Genomic DNA, 18,339 nt, shown 5'->3' with positions numbered 1-18,339 from the left:
CCCGGGCCGAGGCCCGGGGCGCGTTTGCTTTCGGGCTGGCCGGAGGGCGTGCGCTGCCTACGGCGCGGCGGCTTGCAGCACGCGCAGCAGCCGGGCCGCGCCGGAGGCCGGGGCGTGGCTGCGCTCCAGGGCCAGCCCGCGGGGCGAGGCTCCGGGGCCGTAGAGCGCGGCGTTGGCCTCGGTGTCGGGGAAGATGCCCGTGCCGTCCAGGGCCACCCCGGCGAACAGGCCGTCCACCTGGGAGAAATAGGCCGCCCCGCCGTCGTAGGTCATGGACGAGGCCTGGCGCTCCAGGCCCTGGCCCGGGGCGGCGGCGAGCATTTCGGCGTCCAGGGTGAAGCCGTTGCGCAGCACGCCTTCAAGGCTCGGTTCGTCCAGCAGCACCAGGGCGAAGGCCGTTTCGGACACTCCGGCCTGGAAGCCCGCGCTGCCTCCGGCCAGCCGCACCAGGGCCGGGGCGCTCCAGCCGCCCTGGGCGTCGCGGCCCAGGACCACGGCGTCGCCCCCGGCGCCGCCGAAAATGAACCCCGCCTTGATGAACCGGGGGGCGACCAGCACGCCCCGGCTGTGGGCCAGGGCCTGACGCAGGGCCGGGCCCTGGGGCCCTTGCAGCAGCACGTCCAGGGTGCCCGCCGCCAGGTCCAGGGTCCGCTGGGCGCGCACGGCGGCCCCGGGCGAGGGTGCGTCGGCGGTGTTCGTGTCGCCGGAGCCGCCCAGGGTGGCGCAGGCCGTCAGGGCCAGGGCGGCGAGCAGGCCCGCCAGCAGACGGGCGGGGCGCAGGGCGGGAAAAATGATGCGCGGCATGACGGTGTTCCTCGCGGGTTGCGGTGGGTGCGCCGGTATCAGCGGGCGATCAGGGCCACGTCCAGGCTGACCATGTCGTGGATCAGGTGTTTTCCCAGGCGGCGGAAGAGTTTGCCCGAGCCGTAGTCCAGGCCCCAGCGGGTGCGGTCCAGGTCGAAGTGGGCCTTGAGGCTGACCCCGCCCTCCACCGGCGCGAGGATCAGCGGCAGGGCCAGGGGCTCGATGCGCCCGCGCAGCAGCAGTTCGCCGCGCACGTGGTAGTTGGTTGTCCCGGGGGCGGCTCCGTCCAGGAACTCCGACTGGACCACCGTGAATTCCGCCCGGGGATGGCGCCCGGCGAAGAGGAAATCGTCGGACAGCAGGTGGCGCACCAGCAGCGCCCGCAGGCCGGGGTCCGCCAGGTCGTCGTCGGCCAGGGAGTCCAGCGGCATGCCGAACCCGCCGCCGACCTTGCCGTCGACCACGCGGATGGCGCCCTGGTCCACGGCCAGGGTGCCGGTGTGCCGGGCGGTGGCGCTGCGCCCGGTCCAGACCACGAGGCTTTCGGCGGGCACCACGGTCCACGAGCCGTCGGGCGGCAGGGCGTCGTGGTCGGCGGGCAGCGCTCCGTGGCCCTCCACGGGCAGGCCCAGGCGCAGCCAGTCGGCAATGCCCCCGGCCAGCACGTAGACCCGGGCGCAGCCCAGGCGCACGAGCTTGGCGGCGGCGGCCGCCGCGTCGCGGGTCTGGCCGTCCTCGCCGTAGACCACCACGGGAACGTCCGCCCCCGGGGCGGCTCCGGCGGCGGCGGCCAGATCGGGAAAGTCCACCTGGAAGACGCAGGCCGAACACGCCCCGGGCAGGCGGCGCGCGGCATGAACCTCGGGCGGCAGCACGTCGAGCAGGAGCATGGGCCGCCCCTCGTCCCGCCATTGTTGGAGTTCCTGGGCGGCGATGCGGGTATAATTGGTGTCCTGCATGGGTGACCTCCGGGGGGCGGCTGGCGTGGATTCGCCGTGGGGCGGGCGCTTGGGGCTTGCTTTCGCGCGGGGCCAGTGTAAGCATTCCCCCGGCGTTTGACCAGCGCCGCAGGGGAGGAACGGGCGCATGAAGCTGTGCGTGCTTGTGGACAATCAGGCTGTTATCGACAGCTATCTGCTGGCCGAACCGGCCCTGGCCCTGCTCGTGGAGCACAAGGGCGCGCGGGTGCTTTTCGACGCCGGGTATTCCGACGTGCTCACGCGCAACGCCCGGGCCCTGGGCGAGGATCTGGGCCGCCTGGACTGGGTGGCCCTGTCCCACGGGCACCAGGACCACACCTGGGGCCTGCACGCCCTCATCCGCGCCCAGGGCGACGCCGCCGCGCGCACGGGGCGCGTGCCCCGGCCCCGGCTGGTGGCCCATCCCGGAGTGTTCGACTCGCGCTGGGCCGACGGCCTGCCCGAGATCGGCGCCCTGCTTACCTGGGACAAGGCCGCCCGGCACTTCGAGCCCGTGCCCGAGGCCGGGCCGCGCGAGCTGGCGCCCGGGCTGATTTTCCTGGGCGAGGTGCCCCGGGTGGTGGACTTCGAGCCGCCCGTGGCCCTGGGCCTGCGCGAGGACGGCAGCCCCGACCTCGTGCCCGACGACACGGCCCTGGCCTGCGTCACGCGCCGGGGGCTGGTGGTGCTTACGGGCTGCGCCCACGCCGGGGTCTGCAACACGGTGCTGCACGCCCAGGCGGTCACGGGGCGGCGCAAGGTCCGCGCCGTGGTCGGCGGCATGCACCTGCTGGCCGCGCCCGCCGCGCGCCTGGAGGCCACGGCGCGTTTTCTGGGCGCCCTGGAGCTGGAGGCCCTGTACCCCTGCCACTGTACGGACCTGCCCGCCAAAATGGCCCTGGCCCGGCACTGCCCGGTGCGCGAGGCGGGCGTGGGCACGCGCCTGGAGTTTTCTTGACTGAAATGCTTCGGCCTACGGATTTTCAAAAGGTGACACAAGGCGGGAAACAGGCTAGGGTGGAGCGAACGGATATTCACCATCAATCCTTCCCCGGAAAAGGGGGGCAGGCAGGAGAGCGCCATGTGCCAGAATTGCGGGTGCGGCCCCAAGAAGCCGAGCAAGTACGAGCAGCTCATGCACGAGCACGACCACGAGCATGACCACGAGCACGACCACGAGCACGATCATGCCCACAGCCACGGGCACCCCCACGCCCACGCCCATGCCCACGAGCACACCCACGGCGGCGAGGCGCACAGCCACGAGCACGCGCACGAGCACGACCATGAGCATGAGCACCATCACCACCACGACCACGATTCCGGCCACGACCACGAGCACGGTCATCACCACGGCCACGGCGACGACCACTGCCATGGGCACCACCATGACCACGACCACGATCACGACGCGGACCACGCCCACGAGGGCTCGGACCACGACCACAAGCACTAGCCCGCGCCCGGCGCGGGCCGGAGCCCCCCGAGGCGCGCGGCGCCCCGGGGGGCTTTTGCGTCGGCCCTTGCCCGGGGCGCCGGGTTGATGTAACCCCCTTCGGGGCGCCGCCGCGCGCGGCGCCCGACGCACCAACCCGAGGCCCCCGGAGGGACACGTGGACGAACTGGAACGCATCGAGAAGCGCACCCACTGCGAGCGCTGCGGCCATTGCTGCGACAAGGGCGGCCCCGCCCTGCACCGCGAGGACCTGGCGCTTTTCGAGCGCGGGGTGCTGGATTACGCCCAGGTGTTCACCCTGCGCCGGGGCGAGCTGGTGGAGGAGTCCGTGGAGGGCGGCCTGCTGCCTCTGGACGCCGAGCTGATCAAGATCCGCGGCCAGGGCAACCACTGGACCTGCCTGTTCTACGACGACGACGGCAAGCAGTGCTCCATCTACGCCGACCGGCCCGCCGAGTGCCGGGCCTTCAACTGCTGGGCGCCCGACGAATTGAAGGCCATGTACCGCACCGGGCGCATCGGCAGGGCCGATCTGGTGCCCGCGGGCAGCGCCCTGCGCGAGATCATCGACGAGCACGAGGCGCGCTGCTCCTGCCTGCGCGTGCAGGAGCTGGCCCTGGCCTTTCTGGGCGGCGACGCCGCGGCCGGGCGGGAGCTGGTGGAAACCATCACCTACGACGCGGCTTTCCGCGCGGCCTTTGCCGAGCGCGCCGGGGTCGGCGAGGAGGAGATGAACTTCCTCTTCGGCCGCCCGCTGCATGTGGCCGTGGGCCAGTACGGCCTGGAGGTCGGCCGCGAGAACGACCGCTATTTCGTGCGCAAGGCTGCGGAGTGACGCCCGGAACGTGATGGCCGGGGCGTCGGGCCCGCCATGCGCCAGGGGGCGTCCGCACACCGTGCGGGCGCCCCCTGTGCCTTTCCGGGCCAAAGGATGCTCAGGGCGCGGGTGGCGGGCCGCCTTCGCCGGTCACCAGCCGTTGGTACCACGCCCAGCACAGGCAGGTCATGGGAATGGCGACGAGCAGCCCGAGCATGCCCAGCAGCTTGCCCCACACCGACAGCGACAGCAGGATGAACGCGGGCGAAAGCCCCGTGGCGTCGCCCATGATGCGCGGCACGAGCACCGCGTCCTGGATGAGCTGGACCACGGCGAACACGGCCACGATGAGCAGCATGACCGTCCACAGGTTCGTGCCCGTTTCCAGGGCATGGACCGCGCCCAGGAAGAACGCGGGCACGAAGCCCGCGATTTGCAGGTAGGGCACCATGTTCAGCAGGCCGATGAACAGCCCGAGCAGAATGCCCAGGGGCAGGCCGATGAGGCCGAAGCCCACGGCGAACAGCACGCCCACCAGCGCGGCCACCAGGGCCTGGGCCCGGAAGTAGCGGCCCATGGCGAGGCGGAAATCCCCGGCCAGCTCCGTGACCCAGCCCCGGTGCCGGGGCGGCAGGGCCCGGGTCCAGCCTGCGCGCAGGCGCTCGTAGTCCAGCAGCAGAAAGACCACGTAGAGCAGCACCACCACCAGCCCGGCCAGGGCCCCGGCCACGCCCGCCGCCCCGCGCAGCACGCCCCAGACCCCGGGCAGCACCTTGTCGGCCACGGCCTTGCCCAGGGCCAGGGCGTCGCCCCCGCCGAACAGGGCCTGCACGTCCGGGCGGGCGGCCAGTTCGCGCAGGGTCTGCCACACGTCGGCGGGCAGGCGCTCGGCGGCGCGGGCGGCCAACTCCGAGTTCTGCACCACCTCGCGCAGCAGCGCGCCCATGTGGCGCACCTCGGCGCCCACCAGCGGCGCCACGGCCAGCACCGCCAGCCCGAGGCCGAGGGCCGTCAGCACCAGCGCCGCGAACACCGCCGGGGCTCGGCGCTTGAACATGCGCTCCAGGCGCAGCACCAGCGGATGCATGAGATACGCCGCCAGCAGCGCCGCCGCAAAGGGCGCCAATACATCGGAAAGATAGGCCGCCAGCCACACCAGCGCCGCCAGCACCCCGGCCCCCAGGGCCAGGCGCACCACGCGGTCGAAGGTGTAGGGGGTCTGCTCGTGGATCATGGCGCGGCCCTCCTGCTCCGGTCAGTTGCCCGGAGCCTCGGTGATGGTCGTGGCGAACAGTTCGTCCATGGTGTCCAGCAGCGGGGCGAAGAGTCCGCCGAAGTCCATGTGTGCGCCGAAGAGTGCGAGCCGCTGGCCCGTGAGCACGTCTTCGGGGATGGCGTTGCTGGTGCCCGACATGGTCATGGCCAGCCGCTCGGCCAGCAGGTAGCCCGCCAGCCCATGGCGGAACTGCTCCAGCCGCTCGCGGAATTCAGCCTGGCCCGCCAGCCACAGCCGCGCGGCCCCGGGCCCGGGTTCCAGGTTCTGCACCTGGCTGACCAGCGAATACAGCGCGTTCAGCGCGCCGCCCGGGATGCCCCGGCGCCAGCCGAACAGCCAGGCGTTGCGCCGGAAGAACAGCCATTGGTCCTGCCCCTGGCCGATGCTGGCCTCCAGGCCCGCCTTGGCCGCCGCCAGGGCAGCGCCGCCCGCCTCGTCGGGCCAGCGCCGGGTCAGGGTGCCCAGGTCCCAGGCCGGGGTCGGCCCGCCGTGGGCGGGTTCCAGCCCCGTCAGTTCGCGCACCAGATGCGCCAGCCAGGCGTTGGCCTGGGGCGAGGCCGGGGTTTCCAGGTGCGAGTAGCTGAGCACGTAGCGCCCGGCGCCGAAGCGGCCCTCCACGAGGCAGGGCTGCCCGCTCATGTAATGCGGCCAGATGGCCAGCCCGTATTGGGCCTCCAGGTCTTCCAGCGGCCCCCGGGGGATGCTCGACAGGGGCAGGTCCGCCGTCCAGAAGTCCGGCCCGGGCCCGGCGTAGGCCGCCAGCACGCGCACGTCGTCGCGCGGCTCGTACTCGAAGCGCGCGGGCCACCATACGGGCAGCAGCGGCGCCGGGCCGATGCCCGGCGGCACCAGCGCGTTGCCCTGGGCCGGGCGCACGTGGATGTGCCCGGAGTTGGTGTGCTGGATGCGGTCGGAAAACGCCCGGCGCTTCCAGGGGCACAGGCCCAGGCCGTCGCGGCCCGTGAGCCCCAGGCCCGCGCCGCCGCAAAAGCCCAAGTACACTCCGCCGCCGTGCACGTAGTCCCGCACGGCCCGGGCGCCCTCGGGCCCCAGGGCCGCGAACTTGCGCCGCGCCGTGCCCCCGGGCACGACCAGCGCCGCCGGAGGGTTGCGGGAAAGCGCGCCCTGGGCTATCTCCCTTGCGCGCAACAGGCGGTGCGGCAGGCCCAGCGCGCGCAGCGCGCGCCAGACCAGCAGCCCCCAGATGTGCGACTCGTCCCAGTAGATGTGGATGCTTGACATTGCTCCCGTGCTCATTAGGCTGTTGGTCCGCCCCGCGCCGGGCCCGGCGCGCGTGCATTCATAGTTCCCTAAGGAAATTTCCGCGCAAAGTGAAGGAGAGGAACGCCCCATGGCCGTAAAGACCCTGCCCAAAGGATACGAGCCCGCCGAGGTCGAGGCCAGGTGGCGCGAGCACTGGATCGGGAACAAGACCTTCACTCCCGACCCCGCCGCCCCCGGCGAAGCCTACTCCATCGTCATCCCTCCGCCCAACGTCACCGGGCAGTTGCACATCGGCCACGCCCTGAACCTGACCATCCAGGACATCCTGTGCCGCCATGCCCGCCAGAAGGGCAAAAACGTGCTTTGGGTGCCCGGCATGGACCACGCGGGCATCGCCACCCAGAACGTCGTCGAGCGCCGCCTCGCCACCCAGGGCCTGACCCGCGAGGACCTGGGCCGCGAGGAGTTCGTGCGCCGCGTGTGGGAGTGGAAGGAGGAATACGGCGGCAAGATCCTGAACCAGATCCGCCGCATGGGCGCCTCGGTGGACTGGACCCGCGAGCGTTTCACCATGGACGAGGGCCTGTCGCGCGCCGTGCGCGAGGTCTTCGTCGAGCTTTACGAGCAGGGCCTCATCTACAAGGGCAACTACATCGTCAACTGGTGCAACCGCTGCCACACCGCCCTGGCCGACGACGAGGTCGAGCACGCCCCGCACAAGGGCCACCTCTACCACGTGCGCTACCCCCTGGCCGACGGTTCGGGCGATCTGGTCATCGCCACCACCCGCCCCGAAACCATGCTCGCCGACACCGCCGTGGCCGTGCATCCCGAGGACGAACGCTACACCGCCCACATCGGCAAGTACGCCGTGCTGCCCGTGGTCGGCCGCAAGCTCGTCGTCATCGGCGACAAGTACGTGGAGCGCGAATTCGGCACCGGCTGCCTCAAGGTCACCCCGGCCCACGACATGAACGACTGGGAACTGGGCCGCCGCCACGGGCTGGAAGTCATCTCCGTGTTCGACGACACCGGCCGCGTCTGCGGCGACGTGCCCGAGGGCTACGCGGGGCTGACCATCGCCCAGGCCCGCGAGAAGATCGTCGCCGACCTGCGCGCCAGCGGCCACCTCGTGGAAATCGTCGAGCACGAGCACAACGTGGGCGAGTGCTACCGCTGCAAGAACGTGGTCGAGCCCCACGTCTCCACCCAGTGGTTCGTGGCCGTCAAGCCCCTGGCCGAAAAGGCCCGCGCCGCCGTGGCCGACGGCGCCACGCGCATCTACCCCTCCTCCTGGGACAAGACCTATTTCCACTGGCTGGACAACATCCGCGACTGGTGCATCTCGCGCCAGCTCTGGTGGGGCCACCGCATCCCGGCCTGGACCTGCGACGCCTGCGGCGAACTCATCGTCGCCAAGACCGACCCCACGGCCTGCCCCAAGTGCGGCGCCAGCGCCCTGACCCGCGACGAGGACGTGCTCGACACCTGGTTCTCCTCGGCCCTGTGGCCCTTCTCCACCATGGGCTGGCCCGACAAGACCCCCGAACTCGCGCGCTACTACCCGACCTCCTGTCTGGTCACCGCCTTCGACATTCTCTTCTTCTGGGTCGCGCGGATGATGATGATGGGCCTGCATTTCATGGACAAGGTGCCCTTCACGGACGTGTACATCCACGCCCTGGTGCGCGACGCCGAGGGCAAGAAGATGTCCAAGTCCACGGGCAACGTCATCGACCCGCTGGAAATGTGCGACCGCTACGGCACGGACAGCCTGCGCTTCACCCTGGCCGCCTTCGCCGCCATGGGCCGCGACATCCGCCTGAGCGAGGAGCGCATCGAGGGCTACCGCCACTTCATGAACAAGATGTGGAACGCCGCGCGCTTCGCTCTCATGTACCTGCCCGACGAGGCCCCGGCTGCCGACCCCGCCGCCACCATCGCCGGCGCGGCCCTGCCCCACCGTTGGATCATGGACCGCCTGGAGCGCGTGAAGACCGAAGTGGACACCGCCATCGGCGAATACCGCTTCAACGACGCGGCCCAGGCCGTGTACCGCTTCACCTGGAACGAATTCTGCGACTGGTACCTGGAACTCATCAAGGGCGACCTGAACGGCGAGGACGCCGCCGCGCGCGACACGGCCCACGCCGTGCTGCACACCGTGCTGCGCGAAGTCCTGACCCTGGCCCACCCGATCATTCCCTTCATCACCCAGGAGATCTACCAGACCCTGCCGGGCATGGAGGGCCATGACCTGGCCACCGAGCTGTTCCCGCCCGCGCGGCCCGCCTGCCGCGACGAGGCCGTGGGCCAGCAGATGGACCTGCTCCAGGGCGTCATCACCAGCGTGCGCACCATCCGCGCCGAGCTGAACATCAAGCCCTCGCTGGACCTGGAATGCATCGTGCGCCCCGCCGACGCGGCCGCCGCCGCGGTGCTGACCGAAAACGCCGCCCTGGTGCGCTCCCTGGCGCGCCTGGGCACCCTGACCGTGGACCCCGGCGCAACCCCGCCCAAGGCCTCGGCCTCCGCCGTGGTCGCGGGCTCGGAACTCTTCGTGCCCCTGACCGGCGCCGTGGACTTCGACGCCGAACTCGCGCGCCTGGACAAGGACATCGCCAAGATCGACAAGGTGCTCACCGGCGTGGAGAAGAAGCTCGCCAACCCCGGCTTCGTCAACAACGCCCCCGCCGACGTGGTGGACAAGGAACGCGCCAAGGCCCAGGCCATGCGCGACGACATGACCAAGCTCGCCGACCTGCGCGCCCGCCTGCGCGAGGCGCTGGGCTAGCGGGCTGGCGGGACAAGGCGAGGCGGGGGAGGGGGGAACCCCTTTTCTTGAGGAGAAAAGGGGTTCCCCCCTCCCCCGCGCCCCCTCCCCCTTCCTCAAAAGACCTTTTTCTTTGGGGGAGATGGGGCGGTGTTGGGGCCCGAGGTCCTGCGGCAGGGCGGACGCGGAGCGGTCTTTGGGGCGCCGGGGTGCGGTGCCAGGGTGAACGCCCGGCTTTGGCGGCCCGCCGTGTGATTTTTCCGGGGAGCAGCGCCTCCCCCAGGTTTCATCAACAATCCTGGCCGTCTCCAGAAGCCCCATGAGAAAGGGTTTCGGGAGGGGGGATGGGGTCCGGGGAAGGGAGCGCTCTTCTCCCCAACGGGCTCCCTCCGTTCCGGCCGCCGGAGGCAACACGCATATGGCTGACGTTTACCTCATCGGAGCGGGCCCGGGCGACCCGGGGCTGCTCACCGTCCGGGGCCGGGAGCTGATCGAGACCTGCGACGTGCTGGTCTACGACTATCTGGCCAACGCCGAATTCCTGGACTACGCCAAGCCCGGCGCCGAGATCGTCTACGTGGGCAAGAAGGGCGGCGACCATACCCTGCCCCAGGACAAGATCAACGAACTGCTGGTGGCCAAGGCGCGCGAGGGCAAGACCATCGCGCGGCTCAAGGGCGGCGACCCCTACGTGTTCGGGCGCGGCGGCGAGGAGGCCGAGGAGTTGGTGGCCGCCGGGCTGACCTTCGAGGTCGTGCCCGGGATCACTGCGGGCGTGGCGGCGGCGGCCTATGCGGGCATCCCCGTGACCCACCGCGACCACACCACCAGCGTCTGCTTCATCACCGGTCATGAAGACCCCACCAAGGAGGCCAGCGGCCACAATTGGGAGGTCTACGCCAAAAGCACCTCGACCCTGGTTTTCTACATGGGCGTGGGCAATCTGCCCATGATCGCCGAGCGGCTCATCGCCGGCGGGCGCGACCCCAAGACCCCGGCGGCCCTGGTCCGCTGGGGCACGCGCTGCACCCAGCGCTCCATGGTCGCCACCCTGGACACCGTGGCCGACGAGGCCGCGCGCCAGGGCTTCAAGGCCCCGAGCATCATCATCGTCGGCGGCGTCTGCGCCCTGCACGACACGTTGGGCTGGTTCGAGAAGCGCCCGCTGCTGGGCAAGGGCGTGGTGGTCACCCGCGCGCGCGAGCAGGCCAGCGGCTTTGCCGACCTGCTGCGCGACATGGGCGCCTGCGTGCACCAGTTCCCGACCATCCGCATCGACCCGCTGCCGGACTACGCCCCGGTGCGCGAGGCCGTGGCCGGGCTGGACGCATGGGACTGGCTGGTGTTCACCTCGGTCAACGGGGTGCGCTGGTTCTGGAAGATTCTGGAAGAGGAGGGCCGGGACGCCCGGGCCCTGGGCGGGCGCAAGGTCGCGGCCATCGGCCCGGCCACGGCCGACGCCCTGCGCGAGCGCGGCATCGTGGCCGACTTCGTGCCCGAAAAGTACGTGGCCGAGGGCGTCGTGGCGGGCCTGCGGGCCCTGGGCGTCGGTGCGGGCACGCGCGTGCTCATCCCGCGCGCCGAAGTCGCCCGCGAGGTGCTGCCCGAGGAACTGGCGGCGGCCGGGGCCGAGGTCCGCGTGCTGCCCGTGTATCGCACCGGGCTGAACGAGGACGGCCCCGAGGCCCTGACGGCCCGGCTCGAAGCCGGAGACATCCACTGCGTGACCTTCACCAGCTCCTCCACGGTGGAGAATTTCTTCGCCCTGGTGCCGCCCGAGGTGCTGCGTGCCCACCCCGGGGTCAGGCTGGCCTCCATCGGCCCCGTGACCTCGCGGACCCTGGCCCGGTTCGGCTTCACGGCGGACGTGGAGCCCGCCGACTACACCATCCCGGCGCTGGCGGCGGCGCTGGCCAAGGCCCTGTAGCCGGGGCGGGAGCGCAACGTGGCCCTCAAGCTGGCGGTGCTCGTTTCAGGCGGAGGCTCCAACCTCCAGTCCATCATCGACAAGAGCGAGGCCGGGGTGCTGGACGCCCGGGTGGTCCTGGTACTGTCCAACAAGCCCGGGGCGGGCGGCCTGGAGCGCGCCCGCAGGCACGCCATTCCTCACGCCGTGGTGGACCACACGGAGTTCCCCGAGCGCGAAGCCTTCGACGCGGCCATGGTCGCGCGCATCCGCGAGAGCGGGGCGGACCTCGTGGTCCTGGCGGGCTTCATGCGCATGCTGACCCCCGTGTTCCTGGACGCCTTCGCCGGGCGCATCGTGAACATCCACCCGGCGCTGCTGCCGAGCTTTCCGGGCTGTCACGGCCAGCGCGACGCGGCGGACTACGGCGTGAAGCTCGCGGGCTGCACTGTGCATTTCGTGGACGAAATCATGGACCACGGGCAGGTCATCATCCAGGCGGCGGTGCCCGCCATGCCCGGCGAGGGCGGCGACGCCCTGGGCGCGCGTATCCTGGAAATGGAGCACCGCGTCTACCCCCAGGCCATCCAGTGGCTGGCCGAAGGCCGGGTGCGCGTCGAGGGCCGCCACGTGCTGGTGGCCGACGCGGGCAGGCCCCTGGCCGCCCTGAACCGCCCGGCCCTGGTCAACCCGCCCCTGGAGCAGGGCTTCTAACGGGCCGCCCCGGGGCGGCGGCCCGCTGCGCCAGCGAAAATCCAGGCCCCGAGCCTGCGGAGTACGCTTCCCGGTTCTGCGGAGGCACACCGCGCGATCTGGACTTTTTCGCACCCCGCCTTCCTTCAGGACCGAACGACCAGGGGATTTCGATTTTTCGGCAGACAGGCAAGCGCTGCCGTTTCCCCCGGCTCTCTCCCGGGCCCGCGCCCGTGCGGCCCGGCTTCCCATTGCGCCGCGATTTCGGTATCCCCAAAAGATGCGGGCCTATTGGGGGGCCCGCAGGCGTCCCCGGAGCGCTGGTGAGCGTTCCCGGCATCCCGATTCCGCCCCCGGCGACTGCGCCGCAAGGAGGTTCCCCATGCCCGAGAATCCCTGCACCCCCGGTGCCTTCGGCCCGCACAGCGAGAGCCTGCGCTTCTGCCTCGCCCCGCAGGAGAAGGACGCCCTGCGCACCCTGGCCCGGCTGGCCATCGCCAACCGATTGTTCCCCGAGCAGGCCGTGGACCTGCCCGAGGCCCCGGGCGGAGTGCTCTCCCGACCCTGCGGCGCGTTCGTGACCCTCAAGGCCGGGGGGCACCTGCGCGGCTGCATCGGCAACGTGACCGGCGACGGACCACTGTGGGACACCGTGGCCGCCATGGCCCAGGCCGCCGCCTTCCAGGACCCGCGCTTCCCTCCTGTGGGCCCGGAGGAGTTCGAGGGGCTGGACCTTGAAATCTCCGTGCTCTCGCCCCTGACGCCCTGCCCGGACCCGACGCTGGTGGAGGTGGGCCGCCACGGGCTGCTTATCCACCACGCGGGCCGCTCGGGCCTGCTGCTGCCCCAGGTGCCCGTGGAGTGGGGCTGGGACCGCGAAACCTTCCTGGCCCAGACCTGCCGCAAGGCGGGCCTGCCCGCCGGCGCCTGGCGCGACCCCCAGGCCACGCTGTTCTGGTTCGAGGCCGTGGTCTTCTAGGCTCCGGGCGTCTCGTCCGCCGGGTGGAAGCCCGGGGATGGCGCGTGCTCCCTGGGCTGGATAAGCCTCCGGCGGCTTACGGGCTGTCGCCCTTAAAGCTCCCGTTCGGGGTGGGCGTGGCGGCGCGCCGCGGCGCCCATCCGAAGCGGGCTTCTCAAGGGGTGTGTCTCTTGAGCCGCCAGAGGCTTGAGCAGCCCGCAGGGCACGCGCAGCGCCCCCGGGCTTTTGCCGCTCTTTCCCCTCTCGCGGTCTCGTCTCTCCGCCAGCCGGTATTCCCTTCGCGGGGTTCCCCTCGGTGTTGGAGGGGATTTTATGAACATGTTTAAAAATATTTTCTGATTTTTCTTTTTCCACACATGCTCCTGCCCGTGCCCGGGCGCGCCTTCCGGCCCAGCTAGGCCCGCCCGTGTTTTTGCGGTTTCAACAGGCGGGTTGCGGCGCTGACGGCGCGGAAATGCTGCCCAAAATGAAGCGCCCCGCGCGAGGGCGTTTCATGCGGGGCGCCAGGGCGATGGGGCCGTCTTCGCGGCGGGCGCCCCCGGGGGGCGCGGAAGTCCTGTGAATAAGCGGGAAGGGCCGTGGGCCGGGGTTTGACAAGCCAACTGGTCCTGAGCATAGGGTGGAGCGGATCGCTGGACGTGACGCCTTGCGGGTCCGCGCCCGTGAGTGCCATCAGGCAACTTCAACCGCCCGAGGAGGAAACCCCATGTTCACCAAAGCCCAGTTCATCGAAGCCCTGAAGAACGAGCTGCCCGAGATTTTTGCCACCAAGGCGTCTGCCGAAAAGGCTTTCGACACCTTCTGCGCCATCATCTCCACCAAGCTCAACGACGGCGAGCGGCTGCGCCTGCCCGGCGTCGGCTCCTTCACCGTTTCCGAGCGCGCCGCCCGCACCGGCCGCAACCCCCAGACCGGCGCGGCCATCAAGATCCCGGCGCGCAAGGTCATCAAGTTCTCCGTGTCCAAGGGGCTCAAGGAAGATCTCTAGGACATTCGGGACGCTCCGAGGGCGGCCGCCGGTATTCCGGCGGCCCCTTCGCCCGGGGCGCTAGCCCCGGTTTCCGTCCGCCCCGTCCCCGCCCTCTCCCGGCTCCCCGGGCTCCAGCAGCCCGGCCCGGCCCGCCACCCAGCGCACCTGGCGGCACACGCCCATCAACATGTTGAATTCCGCACGACGCAAGGGCGTGCGCTGCACGAAGCGGCGCACGGGCAGCATCCAGTAGTCGGTGTTCTGGTCCTTGAGCACGCCGATGGCCAGCAGGGCCTCGCGCATGGCCGCGAAGAGCAGCTCCTGCTCGGCGTGGGTGGCCAGGTTGTGGGCGGCGGGCTCGCGCGGGTCGCCCCGGGGGGCGTCCTGGTCCGCCAGCAGGCATTCGTAGAGCAGGAGCAGCACGGCCTGGGCCAGGTTCAGCGAGCTGGCCTCGGCGGTGGGGATGGTCACGAGCTGACCGCAGACTTCGGTTTCCGTGTTGGTCAGGCCCCGGTCCTCGGGGCCGAAGAGCAGGGCCACGCGCGCGCCGCCCCGGCACTGGGCGACCGCGCGCCCCGCCGCCGCGCGCGGCGCCAGCAGCCCCTTGCGCCAGCCGCCCGTGCGCGCCGTGGTGCCGTACACATGGGCAAAGCCCGCCAGAGCCTCGTCCAGGTCCGCAACGACCCGCGCCGCGCGCAGCACCGGCTCGCCCTTGGCCGTGGCCATGGGCAGGGCGCGCTCCAGGTCCCAGTCGCGCGGGGCCACGAGCACCAGTTCGCCGCAGCCCATGTTCGCACAGGCCCGGGCCGCCGCGCCCACGTTCTGGGCGAACTTGGGCTGGAACAGGACAACCGCCAGGCCGTCGATCACCGCGCGCCCCCCGGCCTAGACGTTGAAGCGGAATTCCACGATGTCGCCGTCCTTGACCACGTAGGTCTTGCCCTCCAGGCGGTGCAGGCCCATTTCCTTGGCCCGCTTGAAGTCCCCGGCCTTCAGGAAGTCCTCCCAGCCCAGCACCTCGGCGCGGATGAAGCCCTTCTGGATGTCCGAATGGATGGCCCCGGCGGCCTCGGGCGCCGTGCTGCCGCCCCGGATGGCCCAGGCCCGGACCTCCTTGTCGCCCGCCGTGAGGAAGGTGATCAGCCCCAAAAGACGGTAGGTGCCCGCGATCACGCGGTCCAGCGCCGAGTCCGCGATGCCCAGGTCGTCCAGGAACATGCGCTTCTCCTCGGGGTCGGCGATCTCCGCCAGTTCGGCCTCCAGCCGCGCCGACACCGCCACGTGCACCACCCCCGGCCCGTCGGCGGGCGGCGTGAAGCCCGCAAGCTCCGCCTCGGGCAGGTTCCAGGCATAGACGATGGGCTTGGCCGTCAGGAATTTGTAGCCGCGCAACTCCTGCGCCCCGGCGACCTCGGCGTCTTCGCGCAGGGGCCGCTCGGCCTCCAGCAGCTCCTGGGCCCGCAACAGCAGGGCCTCCTCCTTGGCGTCCACAAGGTCCTTGTTCTTGCGCTTGTCCTGCGCCATGCGCTCCAGGCGCTTCTCGATCACCGCCAGGTCGGACACCAGGAAATCGGCCTCGATGCCCCCCAACTGGTGCCGGGGGTCCGCCAGGCCCGAAAAGGCGTCCAGCACCGCCAGCACGCAGTCGCAGGGCCGAATCTCCGAAAGCACGCGCTCGCCCAGGCCGTCGCCCTTGCCGCCGCCGCCCGGAATGTCCACGTACTCGATTTCGCTCAGGGTCGTCTTGCGCGGGTTGAACAGCTTTACCAGCGGCTCCAGCCGGGGCTCCGGCACCTTGACCATCGCCCGCGCATTGCCCACCGCCCCCGGCCCGGCCAGCGCCCCGAACAAACTCGTCTTCCCCGACCCCGCAAAACCAAATATCGCCGTCTTCATCGCTCGTGCTCCTTGCGCGTTTCGTTGGCGCCCCCATACCCTGTTTCACGCCGCCTGCCAACCAGCCCGGCGGAGGGTGGGAAGCCCGGGGGCGGTGCGTGCTCCCGGGGATGGATAAGCCTCCGGCGGCCCAAGGGCTGTCGCCCTTGGGTATCCCATTCGGGGTGGGCGTGGCGGCGCGCCGCCACGCCCACCCAATGCGGGATTCTCAAGGGCCCGTGGCCCTTGAGCCGCCGGAGGCTGGTCAACCCGCAGGAGACGCGCACCGCCCCCGGGCTTCCCGCCCCACCGGGCTGGCGGGGGTGGGGGGTGGTGTGGTAGGGACGGCGGTGGAGGACGCTATGGCAGGCAGTACGTTTGGGACGGTGTTCCGGTTGACGACGTTCGGGGAGTCGCACGGCGCGGGTTTGGGCGGCGTGGTGGACGGCTGCCCGGCGGGGGTGGCCCTGACGGCGGAGATGATCCAGCGCGAGGTGGATTTGCGGCGGCCCGGCCAGGGCGCGGCGTCCACGGCGCGGCGCGAGGCCGATCGGGTGGAGGTGTTGTCGGGTCTTTTCGAGGGCCGGACCACGGGCACGCCCATCGGTTTCGTGATCCGCAACGAGGACCAACGTTCGCGGGATTATTCGCGGATCAGCCATGTGTACCGGCCGGGGCATGCGGACGTGACGTATGACGCCAAGTACGGCTTCCGGGATTATCGCGGCGGCGGGCGCAGCTCGGCGCGCGAGACGGTGAGCCGGGTCGTGGGCGGCGCGGTGGCCGGGGCGTTGCTGTCCGGGCTGGGCGTGGAGGTCGCGGCGTATACCGTGGAGCTGGGCGGCGTGGCCGCCGAGGTGCGCGATCCGTGGGGCGCGCGGGCGCGCGAGTTCGGCGCGCCGTGCGACGAGGTCGTGCCGCTGTGGGCCGAGCGGGTGCAGGCGGCGCGCGCGGCGGGCGACAGCCTGGGCGGGGTGGTCGAGATTGCGGCCCGGGGGGTGCCCGCGGGCCTGGGCGAACCGGTGTTCGACAAGCTGGACGCGCGTCTGGCCTATGCGCTCATGGGCGTGGGCGCGGTGAAGGCGGTGGAGGTCGGCGCGGGCTGCGCGGCGGCCCGCGCCCAGGGCAGCGCCAACAACGACCCGCTGGTGCCGGGCGGCTTCGCGTCCAACAATGCGGGCGGCATCCTGGGCGGCATCTCCAGCGGGCAGGACATCGTGGTGCGCGCGCATGTGAAGCCCATTCCGTCCATCGCCCGCGAGCAGGACACGCTGACCGACCAGGGGCAGCCCACGCGGCTGCGCGTGGAGGGGCGGCACGACGTGGCGGCCATTGCGCGTATCAACCCGGTGCTGCGGGCCATGGTTCTTTTGACCCTTGCGGATATGTGGCTGCTTCAGAAACGCATGGGCTGAGGCGTTTTACGATATTTCAGTAAAATGCCGAAAAGCGTGCTCCGGGTGGGCCCGGGCCCACAGCGGGGCGCGCAACGCAAACGGGCAGGCACGGTAGACGTGCCTGCCCGTTTGCGTCGGGGCCCTGTCGGCGTGGCCGGGTCAGGGTTGGCGCTGGTTGCCGCCGTTGCGCCGGGGGTGGATGAGCACACGCTTGAGGGGGCCGTCGCCCTTGGAAGAGGTGACGATGCCCTCGTCGTGTTGCAGGGCCAGATGGACCAAGCGCCGGTGATAGGAAGACAGGGGCTTGGTGCTCTGGGTGCGGTTCTGGTTCTTGGCCTTGTCGGCGAGGTAGAGGGCCATGCGCTGGAGGTTGTCGTCCTGGCGCTGGCGGTAGTCCCCGGCGTCGAGGTGCACGCGGGCCGTGGTCGGCAGCTTGCGGGCCACGATGCGGTTGACGATGTATTGCAGGGCGGCGATGGTCTGGCCCTCGCGGCCGATGATCAGCCCGGAGTTCTCCTCGTCGCGGATGAGCACCTTCACCCGGCCCGGTTCGGCCTCGATTTCCAACTCTGTGGGGCCGATGATCGGGGTCAGCACGCTTTGCACCACCTCGCGGACCACGGCGGCCAGGGTTTCGGGGGCGGGCTCGTCGGCCGGGGCCACGCGCGGGGTGCGCCCGGCGGGTTGCTCCGGAAGGTCGTCCTCGTCGTCGAAGGCGTCGTCCAGGTCCGGCTCTTCGGGGCGGGCCGGGGGTGCGGCGGGCCGGGCCTGGGCGTGCGGAGCCTCGGGGCGCTGGGGCCGGGCGGGAGCAGGGCGCTGGACCGGGGCGGGCCGCTCCTCGGCGGGCCTGGATGCGGGCCGGGCCTGGGGCTCTGCGTGGTCGGCCGGGGCGGGTTCCTGCGGCTCGGGGCGCGCCGGTACGGGTGCCCCGGGCCTGGGCCCGCCCGCGGGGCGCGGAGCCTGGGCCCCGGGAGCGGCCGGGGTCGGGTCCGCAGGCCGGGGGCGCAGGCGGGCCTTGACCACGGCCTTTTTGCTCATCAGCCCGAAGATGCCGCTGGAGCCGCCGGAGACGATCTCGATTTCCAGCTTTTCGCGCGGAACGCCGAAGGCGGACAGGGCGTTTTCTATGGCTTCGTCCAGGGTTTTCCCTGTGAAATCCTTGAACCGTGTCATTCCTTCTCCTTTGGGAGGCCGGGCGCGGGGAGGGGCC

General features: G+C 71.4%; 16 protein-coding genes. 8 read left to right on the top strand and 8 right to left on the bottom strand.

The annotated features are described in order from the left end of the window. Window positions 1-57: 57 nt before the first annotated feature. Window positions 58-804, bottom strand: coding sequence for a lipid-binding SYLF domain-containing protein (locus ACZ5KV_RS06150; protein ID WP_464241465.1), 747 nt, complete (start codon window positions 802-804; stop codon window positions 58-60). 38 nt (window positions 805-842) lie between these two features. Then, entirely contained in the window at window positions 843-1,763 is a 921-nt protein-coding gene (locus tag ACZ5KV_RS06145) for a YceI family protein (protein ID WP_464241464.1), read from the bottom strand. A 127-nt stretch (window positions 1,764-1,890) separates the two neighbouring features. Here ACZ5KV_RS06145 and ACZ5KV_RS06140 point away from each other — a divergent pair, with 127 nt between their 5' ends. Then, complete coding sequence (locus ACZ5KV_RS06140; protein WP_464241463.1) at window positions 1,891-2,721, top strand: MBL fold metallo-hydrolase; 831 nt, start codon at window positions 1,891-1,893, stop codon at window positions 2,719-2,721. A gap of 54 nt (window positions 2,722-2,775) precedes the next feature. Here the strand turns inward: ACZ5KV_RS06140 and ACZ5KV_RS06135 are convergent, their stop codons facing one another. Further along, a complete protein-coding gene (locus tag ACZ5KV_RS06135; RefSeq protein ID WP_464241462.1) occupies window positions 2,776-3,210 on the bottom strand; it encodes a hypothetical protein in 435 nt (144 codons plus the stop codon). Window positions 3,211-3,376: 166 nt separating this feature from the next. Here ACZ5KV_RS06135 and ACZ5KV_RS06130 point away from each other — a divergent pair, with 166 nt between their 5' ends. Beyond that, window positions 3,377-4,054: a YkgJ family cysteine cluster protein gene (locus ACZ5KV_RS06130; protein ID WP_464241461.1), complete on the top strand. Its 678-nt coding sequence runs from the start codon at window positions 3,377-3,379 to the stop codon at window positions 4,052-4,054. Window positions 4,055-4,154: 100 nt separating this feature from the next. On the opposite strand, the gene ACZ5KV_RS06125 is transcribed toward ACZ5KV_RS06130, so the two are convergent. Together ACZ5KV_RS06125 and ACZ5KV_RS06120 are read right to left on the bottom strand one after the other, a co-directional pair. After that, a complete protein-coding gene (locus tag ACZ5KV_RS06125; protein ID WP_464241460.1) occupies window positions 4,155-5,270 on the bottom strand; it encodes an AI-2E family transporter in 1,116 nt (371 codons plus the stop codon). 21 nt (window positions 5,271-5,291) lie between these two features. Continuing rightward, the gene (locus ACZ5KV_RS06120) at window positions 5,292-6,554 is read right to left on the bottom strand and encodes a BPL-N domain-containing protein (protein WP_464241459.1); all 1,263 of its coding nucleotides are present in this window, start codon (window positions 6,552-6,554) and stop codon (window positions 5,292-5,294) included. A 109-nt stretch (window positions 6,555-6,663) separates the two neighbouring features. Between ACZ5KV_RS06120 and ACZ5KV_RS06115 the strand changes: the two genes are divergently transcribed. From ACZ5KV_RS06115 to ACZ5KV_RS06095, 5 genes are all read left to right on the top strand, one after another. Next, window positions 6,664-9,330 (top strand): valine--tRNA ligase, encoded by a 2,667-nt coding sequence (locus ACZ5KV_RS06115; protein ID WP_464241458.1) that lies wholly within the window; start codon window positions 6,664-6,666, stop codon window positions 9,328-9,330. Between the two features lie 397 nt (window positions 9,331-9,727). Next, window positions 9,728-11,236, top strand: coding sequence for a uroporphyrinogen-III C-methyltransferase (gene cobA / locus ACZ5KV_RS06110; RefSeq protein ID WP_464241457.1), 1,509 nt, complete (start codon window positions 9,728-9,730; stop codon window positions 11,234-11,236). An 18-nt stretch (window positions 11,237-11,254) separates the two neighbouring features. Then, entirely contained in the window at window positions 11,255-11,929 is a 675-nt protein-coding gene (gene purN / locus ACZ5KV_RS06105) for a phosphoribosylglycinamide formyltransferase (RefSeq protein ID WP_464241456.1), read from the top strand. Between the two features lie 361 nt (window positions 11,930-12,290). Beyond that, window positions 12,291-12,887, top strand: a complete 597-nt coding sequence (gene amrA, locus ACZ5KV_RS06100) for an AmmeMemoRadiSam system protein A (RefSeq protein ID WP_464241455.1) — start codon at window positions 12,291-12,293, stop codon at window positions 12,885-12,887. Window positions 12,888-13,593: 706 nt separating this feature from the next. After that, window positions 13,594-13,875, top strand: a complete 282-nt coding sequence (locus ACZ5KV_RS06095) for an HU family DNA-binding protein (RefSeq protein WP_464241454.1) — start codon at window positions 13,594-13,596, stop codon at window positions 13,873-13,875. A 60-nt stretch (window positions 13,876-13,935) separates the two neighbouring features. On the opposite strand, the gene ACZ5KV_RS06090 is transcribed toward ACZ5KV_RS06095, so the two are convergent. Together ACZ5KV_RS06090 and ACZ5KV_RS06085 are read right to left on the bottom strand one after the other, a co-directional pair. Then, window positions 13,936-14,727, bottom strand: a complete 792-nt coding sequence (locus tag ACZ5KV_RS06090; protein ID WP_464241453.1) for an RNA methyltransferase — start codon at window positions 14,725-14,727, stop codon at window positions 13,936-13,938. Window positions 14,728-14,742: 15 nt separating this feature from the next. After that, entirely contained in the window at window positions 14,743-15,708 is a 966-nt protein-coding gene (locus ACZ5KV_RS06085; RefSeq protein WP_464241452.1) for a DUF933 domain-containing protein, read from the bottom strand. A 386-nt stretch (window positions 15,709-16,094) separates the two neighbouring features. Between ACZ5KV_RS06085 and aroC the strand changes: the two genes are divergently transcribed. After that, the gene (gene aroC, locus ACZ5KV_RS06080) at window positions 16,095-17,147 is read left to right on the top strand and encodes a chorismate synthase (protein ID WP_464241451.1); all 1,053 of its coding nucleotides are present in this window, start codon (window positions 16,095-16,097) and stop codon (window positions 17,145-17,147) included. A 141-nt stretch (window positions 17,148-17,288) separates the two neighbouring features. Here the strand turns inward: aroC and jag are convergent, their stop codons facing one another. Further along, the gene (jag, locus tag ACZ5KV_RS06075; RefSeq protein WP_464241450.1) at window positions 17,289-18,302 is read right to left on the bottom strand and encodes an RNA-binding cell elongation regulator Jag/EloR; all 1,014 of its coding nucleotides are present in this window, start codon (window positions 18,300-18,302) and stop codon (window positions 17,289-17,291) included. Window positions 18,303-18,339 lie beyond the last annotated feature (37 nt).

The organism is Desulfocurvus thunnarius (assembly GCF_055390965.1).
This window is presented reverse-complemented; position numbering and strand designations above follow the sequence as displayed.

Excerpts from the sequence above, each read along its gene's own strand:
- ACZ5KV_RS06125 (WP_464241460.1), bottom strand. The coding sequence starts at position 5,270 with ATGATCCACGAGCAGACCCCCTACACCTTCGACCGCGTGGTGCGCCTG.
- ACZ5KV_RS06150 (WP_464241465.1), bottom strand. The coding sequence starts at position 804 with ATGCCGCGCATCATTTTTCCCGCCCTGCGCCCCGCCCGTCTGCTGGCG.
- ACZ5KV_RS06120 (WP_464241459.1), bottom strand. The coding sequence starts at position 6,554 with ATGTCAAGCATCCACATCTACTGGGACGAGTCGCACATCTGGGGGCTG.
- aroC (WP_464241451.1), top strand. The coding sequence starts at position 16,095 with ATGGCAGGCAGTACGTTTGGGACGGTGTTCCGGTTGACGACGTTCGGG.
- ACZ5KV_RS06095 (WP_464241454.1), top strand. The coding sequence starts at position 13,594 with ATGTTCACCAAAGCCCAGTTCATCGAAGCCCTGAAGAACGAGCTGCCC.
- amrA (WP_464241455.1), top strand. The coding sequence starts at position 12,291 with ATGCCCGAGAATCCCTGCACCCCCGGTGCCTTCGGCCCGCACAGCGAG.
- ACZ5KV_RS06115 (WP_464241458.1), top strand. The coding sequence starts at position 6,664 with ATGGCCGTAAAGACCCTGCCCAAAGGATACGAGCCCGCCGAGGTCGAG.
- jag (WP_464241450.1), bottom strand. The coding sequence starts at position 18,302 with ATGACACGGTTCAAGGATTTCACAGGGAAAACCCTGGACGAAGCCATA.
- cobA (WP_464241457.1), top strand. The coding sequence starts at position 9,728 with ATGGCTGACGTTTACCTCATCGGAGCGGGCCCGGGCGACCCGGGGCTG.
- ACZ5KV_RS06140 (WP_464241463.1), top strand. The coding sequence starts at position 1,891 with ATGAAGCTGTGCGTGCTTGTGGACAATCAGGCTGTTATCGACAGCTAT.
- ACZ5KV_RS06145 (WP_464241464.1), bottom strand. The coding sequence starts at position 1,763 with ATGCAGGACACCAATTATACCCGCATCGCCGCCCAGGAACTCCAACAA.